Source organism: Pseudoalteromonas sp. SG43-8, from assembly GCF_014164245.1.
Lineage (GTDB): Bacteria > Pseudomonadota > Gammaproteobacteria > Enterobacterales > Alteromonadaceae > Pseudoalteromonas > Pseudoalteromonas distincta.
Genome location: NZ_JACJEX010000003.1, coordinates 422,284 through 428,441, shown reverse-complemented (window position 1 = coordinate 428,441; position 6,158 = coordinate 422,284). Strand labels below are relative to the sequence as shown.

Annotated in this window: 4 protein-coding genes and 1 rRNA gene; 2 read left to right on the top strand and 3 right to left on the bottom strand. The window is 36.1% G+C overall.

Translation table 11 applies throughout. The annotated features are described in order from the left end of the window. Positions 1-3 precede the first annotated feature (3 nt). Both rrf and H5122_RS09490 read left to right on the top strand, forming a co-directional pair. Positions 4-118, top strand: a 5S ribosomal RNA gene (gene rrf / locus H5122_RS09495). Positions 119-504: 386 nt separating this feature from the next. Next, entirely contained in the window at positions 505-1,140 is a 636-nt protein-coding gene (locus H5122_RS09490) for an isoprenylcysteine carboxylmethyltransferase family protein (RefSeq protein WP_182671906.1), read from the top strand. A 299-nt stretch (positions 1,141-1,439) separates the two neighbouring features. On the opposite strand, the gene H5122_RS09485 is transcribed toward H5122_RS09490, so the two are convergent. Genes H5122_RS09485 through H5122_RS09475 form a run of 3 tightly spaced genes read right to left on the bottom strand, consistent with a single transcriptional unit; the run spans position 1,440 to position 6,063 of the window. Continuing rightward, the gene (locus H5122_RS09485; protein WP_182681441.1) at positions 1,440-3,461 is read right to left on the bottom strand and encodes a bifunctional diguanylate cyclase/phosphodiesterase; all 2,022 of its coding nucleotides are present in this window, start codon (positions 3,459-3,461) and stop codon (positions 1,440-1,442) included. Positions 3,462-3,465: 4 nt separating this feature from the next. After that, positions 3,466-3,993 (bottom strand): YfiR family protein, encoded by a 528-nt coding sequence (locus tag H5122_RS09480; protein WP_182674869.1) that lies wholly within the window; start codon positions 3,991-3,993, stop codon positions 3,466-3,468. A gap of 9 nt (positions 3,994-4,002) precedes the next feature. Next, the gene (locus H5122_RS09475) at positions 4,003-6,063 is read right to left on the bottom strand and encodes a TonB-dependent receptor domain-containing protein (RefSeq protein WP_182674872.1); all 2,061 of its coding nucleotides are present in this window, start codon (positions 6,061-6,063) and stop codon (positions 4,003-4,005) included. Positions 6,064-6,158 lie beyond the last annotated feature (95 nt).

Genomic DNA, 6,158 nt, shown 5'->3' with positions numbered 1-6,158 from the left:
TTGCTTGGTGACAATAGCGTTTTGGACCCACCTGATTCCATGCCGAACTCAGTAGTGAAACGAAACAGCGCCGATGATAGTGTAGCATTTGCTATGTGAAAGTAGGACATTACCAGGCTTCAAATCGTAGAGAGCCCGACTAGAAATAGTCGGGCTTTTTTACGTTTGCAGAAAAATGAAATATGCGCAATTAATATACACTCATACCAACACCATCGAGTAGGGCGGAAAAATAGATCACTTAATTAAGCTAATTGGTATAAAAATAAAATTGTGAACTACCGAATTTACGTTTTCGGTTTGTGTAAGCAGTTGTTTAGGTGAAGTATTAAACAGAATTTATAAATTAGTTTGATTAGTTCATTATAACTCGTTAACTAACCACAGACTTAGCTTGTTTATGAGGGCAATGAATACTAATATGATTTCATGATCTTATAACTAAATCTATTGGCTTAGTTGTTTTAAAATTACTACCAATAATGATTGTGAGCTGTAACTTAAATGCCTTATGAAACATTTGTAGATGACTCTGCATCGCTAGTTGAATTTACCCGAGTTTACTTAGCTATTTTTTATACTTTTGTTGCCGGATTTTATACATTTAGAATTATTTATAAAAATCGAAATACACCATCAGGCGTTATTTATCCCGGTGATAAATTTTGTACTAGTTGGTGGAACCATATGGTTTTTAAATTTTTCAGGGCTGCTATTTGGTTTGTATGTGTAATTAGAGTGTTTGTACCTGAGTTAGATAGCTATCTTGGGCTATTCCCAATACTCAATGGCTGGCCAGGCGTATTATTTGGCGATGTATTATTGACCGCAGGCTTTATTTTAACGATGTTTGTACATTTTCATATGGCAGCCCTTTGGCGTTCAGGAATTGATCCTAAGGGACCACATGAACTTAAAACATCAGGATTATATGAATACTCTAGGAATCCGATGTATTTAGGCGTTGTAGCTGCACAGGTGGGGTTCTTTTTAGCCTTACCTAGTATATTTAGTTTGACCTGTTTAGTTATTGGTTTTACAGCTATATATAGACAAACATTAGTTGAGGAGGCTCATTTAGCCCATCGTTTTTCTACAGAATATAAAGAGTATAAACAACTAGTCCCTCGCTGGTTATAGCTTGGGATTGAGCTTTAAATACATGGATTTTTAAGGCAAGAGTAAAGAAGTGTTCTGTATTGGCTTGCTAAAATCTAGCACGATAGACATAAATCAGATCACTTTTTTTTGTTTTATACCAATTCGCTTAATTAAGTGATCTATTTTGAGGATGGAAAACGTGTTGATAGCTAGGCAAAAAAATTGCTATTTAGTTGTTCTCGGCAATTGCTCCTGCATTGCTCTACCTTCTGCATCCATGCAGTCGTAAATGAGAATTTTTTAACACAGGTAGCGACCCGTTTAGCCCCGCAAAATGATTAAGTATTATTGCGGATTGGTATTATATACTTTTCCATAAACTCTTGTTTAGTAATTGCCTTTGAAAAAATGTAGCCTTGAATATAATCACAAGCAAGCTGCTTTAATAGGTCATACTGTTTTTGTGTCTCAACTCCTTCAGCAACCACCATTACGTCTAGATTGTGAGCCATAGTGATAATAGCTTTCACGAGAGCAATACTATTATCGTTTGATTCTATATCGTTGATAAATGAGCGATCTATTTTTAAAATATCTATATCTAAGCGTTGTAAATACGCCAAAGAAGAATAACCAACACCAAAGTCGTCAATCGCAATATCTATATTAATAGTGCTTAAGCGTTTTAATTGTCGTTGTATTGACGAGTCGGGATCCATTAAAGTATTTTCAGTGACTTCAATTAAAATTGTGTTTGCAGGTAGTTGATACTTTTTACTTGCTACAATCCATTCATCCACCCAGCAACCAGCACGGTCAATTTCAAGAGGTGATGTATTCACACTGACTTGAATTGCCTTTTCACTTAAAACATTGAATTGGACGGTATCTTGAATTGCTTGAGATTTTACCCATTGGCCGATATTGTTTATTAATCCGTTTTTTTCAGCGACAGGTATAAATTCATTTGGCCCTATTAGGCCTCGTTCAGGGTGATTCCAACGAATTAGAGCTTCAGCTTTTGGTACTGATTTCCCGTCAATTGAAAATATAGGTTGGTAAAATAATTCAAATTGGTTTTTAACAATTGCAGTGCGTATCTCCTCTATTAGACGACGCTTTTCTGTGGCTTTTTCTTCTATAGCATAAGAGAAAAATTCATAGCGATTCCGCCCTTTATTTTTAGATAAATACATTGCTTGGTCAGCGCGTCTAACGAGCTCTTCTACTGTTAAACCATCAGCAGGGAAAAATGTTAAACCTATGCTTGCAGTAACATAGACTGTCTCTTTTTTTACTTTAATGCTCTGCATTAAGCTGCTTTTTACAGCTTCGGCAATTTTTGATGCTTCATCCGGGCTATTTACACCCTCTAAAATTAATGTAAATTCGTCACCACCTAAACGTGCGACTGTATCTTTAGTCGTTATACAACTTTGCAGTCTTGTGGCTACTTGGTGTAAGAGTAAATCACCGTAGTCGTGACCTAGGCTGTCATTTACTTCTTTAAAGCCATCCAAATCTATGAATATAAGGGCGAACTTCATTCCCTTAATACTTACTAAGCTTTGTAGTTTTTCGTAAAAATAACGCCTGTTCGGTAAGTCGGTTAATCCATCTTGGTAGGCATACTGTTGCAACTGAATATTCGCATTTTCAAGTTCATTAGTACGCAGTCTAACTTGGTTTTCTAATGAATTTTCTCTTTGCTCAATGTTGTATAACATTGCATTAAAACAAGAGGTTAATTGTCCTACTTCATCTTGTGATAGCTGTTTAGCGCGTAAGCTATAATCGTGTGATGTAGTTATTTTATTTGCTGTTTGAGCTAGATATAAAATAGGGTTTAAAAAGCGACGCCTTAATAAAAGAGATAAAATTAGGCTGATGGCAAAGGTGAATACCATCAAAATCATTATAAATTTAAAGTAAAAAGTAATTCTGTCTTGAATGTAGCTGTTGTTAGCGCGTATTTTTAATATACCGTAATCATGCATATCGAGCTGAAGGGGTGTACTTACTTCAATACTTTGCTCCATATCTTCATCTTCGGATTGCGCAATAACAAGTTCCTCACCAGTCATACTTGTTACCATTATACTAATAACATCTGAACGTATAAGTATTGGGTTTATAAGCTCTTGCACTGCATCTAAATCATCAAACATAAGTGCTGTAGTTATATTCGGTGAAAGCATTTTTGACAGAGAGCCCAAGCTTTCTATTTGTTCCTCTTTAGCGCTAGTGATTTCATAAGCACTAAATACAATGGTTACTGTCGCGGTTGATACAAGTGCAACACTCATTAAGATTAATAGTAATTTTTTGCTCATCGTATTTAATGCAAATAGTTTTTTCATTGCACTACCTATCTACAACGCGGGCAAGGCGTAGCACTTTTGAGCTCATAGTAATGCCTGCATCTTTAAGCTGTTTCGGAGCAATTTCAAAGCGAATTTTACCACTGGAAAGAAAAAACCTAATATGACCGCCATTTTCAATAAATGTGTCTGTTTCACCAATGAGCATAACGTTTTTCAGCTCTAAAGGTGTTACGTTTTGCCATTCGATAAATGTATCAGAGGTAATAAATAGCATGTTACACGCCGAGGTTGTTACTTCATCAAGAGTGATTAATTTATTGTATAGAGGTAAGTTTTTTATAGTGCGACTTTTTAAAGCGTTGTTAGCCGCATCAATAAAGTATTTATCAGGGCTACAAATAATAAATTCATTAAGAGATTCTAAATGATAATCCCAGTGTCCAAAACGTGCAAAGTTATATAAGAAGCCTGCTTTTAGCATGTATTCTTTTTCAACAGCACAAACGCTGGCACTAAAAAGTGTCAACGTTATTAAGCTACTGTGAATAAAACTTCTTAATTTAATCATCTAATTAACTTAGAAATTTGCTGAAATTGTAAATGTAATACATTCATCAATATAGTTTGGTAATGTATAGGTTTCGCGCGTATTATTGTACTCAATATGTGAACCTGCAAAGAGGTTTCTACCCGAAATTGCAGTAGACCACACAGGTGTTGCTTGCCAATTCCAACTAACATCTAACGTTGTGTAATTATCAGTGTTATATGCATTTGAGTTTATTGCGCGCAATGTCGCAAACACATTATGGTTGGTTAAAAAAGAATAATCGGCTTTTGCAAATAACTGCCTGTTTTTAGAGTCATAGCCGATTGCGGGCTCTACTCGAGGAGGTAAATCGTAGTTATAATCGGTGTAACTATAACCAAACTCAGTATTGAGATTATCAACAGGTTGCCACGATACAACTAGGTCGAACCCTTTAGTGGTCGTGTCTGCTACAGATGCAAAGTCTAAATCTATGCGAGTCATTGTTAGTGCTTGAAATACTTCTGGGATTCTCCCTGCTAGAAATAATTCAAGTATAGGAGTGAATTGTTCAGCATGTGTATTCATATCAATAACCGCTACGTTATTAGCATCGGTATAATAAGTAGAAAGATCCAATGACCAATCGTTAGCAGTAAAACGGTAGCCTAATTCATAAGATAGATAGTTTTCTGATTTAACTTTGTCGTTACCATTTAGGTAGGTTGCAATTCGGTATTCGTCTATTTGTCCAAAGCCAGAGCTTAAACCGGTAAGATCTTTAATTTCTGTACCATTAACTTTAAAGTTGTCGTTAAATTCAATCAATGTTGGTGTACGTACACTTCGCGATATAGCACCCCAAGTAAGGTGGTTATCTACTGGTTTGTATATAAGTCTTGCTGACGGTTGATTTTCCCAGCCAGTTAAATCGTTATGATCAAGCTTAGTACCAATAATAAAATCGAGTGTGTCAGGCGTCACATTGTATTGAGCTTGAACAAGTGCACCAAACTGTTTGAGGTTATCAAAGTTTTTATCGCTATCTAAAAATACACTTTCTGCGAAAGAGATAGAGTTATACCGGTAGTTTAATCCCCAATCTAGCTGTAGAGATTGGTATATGAAGTTCATTTGATAATCAATATCTATCGATTCAAAATCTTCTTTAATATAATCTTGAGAACCATTTTGTTTCAGCCAAGAAATTTGTAGCATTTGATTGGCATCGGGCGACACTCTGTTTTCAAGTCGCGCCATTATGCGTGAGTCTGTTCGCTTTAAATCATCTGAGAATGAAATATTTTCGTTGGTTTCATCTATAACACCTCGGTAGTTTTGACCAAGTGTTGAGTGAGTAACGTCCCCCTGAAGTAGCGCAGACCACTCATCATTAGGGGTAAAGTCAGCCCGAAAACCTAAGGAATTTTGTTTAGTTGTATCGTTAGGTGCGAGTAAGATCCCTTTTTTTGATTCATTCGCATCTTTTACATGACCATACACACGGTAGCTGCCTACGTTACTTATATCACCACCGTAACGAAGATTTGCATCAACATTTATTTGATTACCAGTTGTTACGTTTGCGTATCCACCGCGAGTATCAATACTGTTTTTAGTAATGATATTAATCACGCCATTATTTGCGTTACTACCCCAAAGTAATCCGCCTTGTCCGCGTATTACTTCAATGCGTTCAATGTCATACAAAGGAACGTTGAGTGTTTCCCAATAAACTGCAGCAAATTTTGGGGTATATAAGCTTTGTCCGTCAATCATAACCAATAGTTTGCTAGAAAATCGAGAAGCAATACCTCTTGATGAAATAGCCCATTGATTGTTATCGAGCTGACGTACAATTAAACCAGGCACCATTTTCAGTGCTTCAGGTACTGATGTAGCACCAGAATTAGTAATTTGTTTTTTACTTAATACATAAATAGATGAAGCGGTATCAAATGCTGATTGCGCTCTTTTCATCGCAGAAGTTGCTTGTACATCCATGCCCATTAAAGCATCAAGATCGAGGTCTTCATCTTCAAACGGCTCGGCCGTTAAGAGAGGGCAAACAAAAAGTAATGGCCAAAACAAACGTTGTGATATTTTCACCCAAAAGTCTCCTGCGCAATCAAAAAATCAAAAACAGTCATTGTTTTTGTAATGCATGTGATATCACACAATATTAACATACATTAACAGTGTAA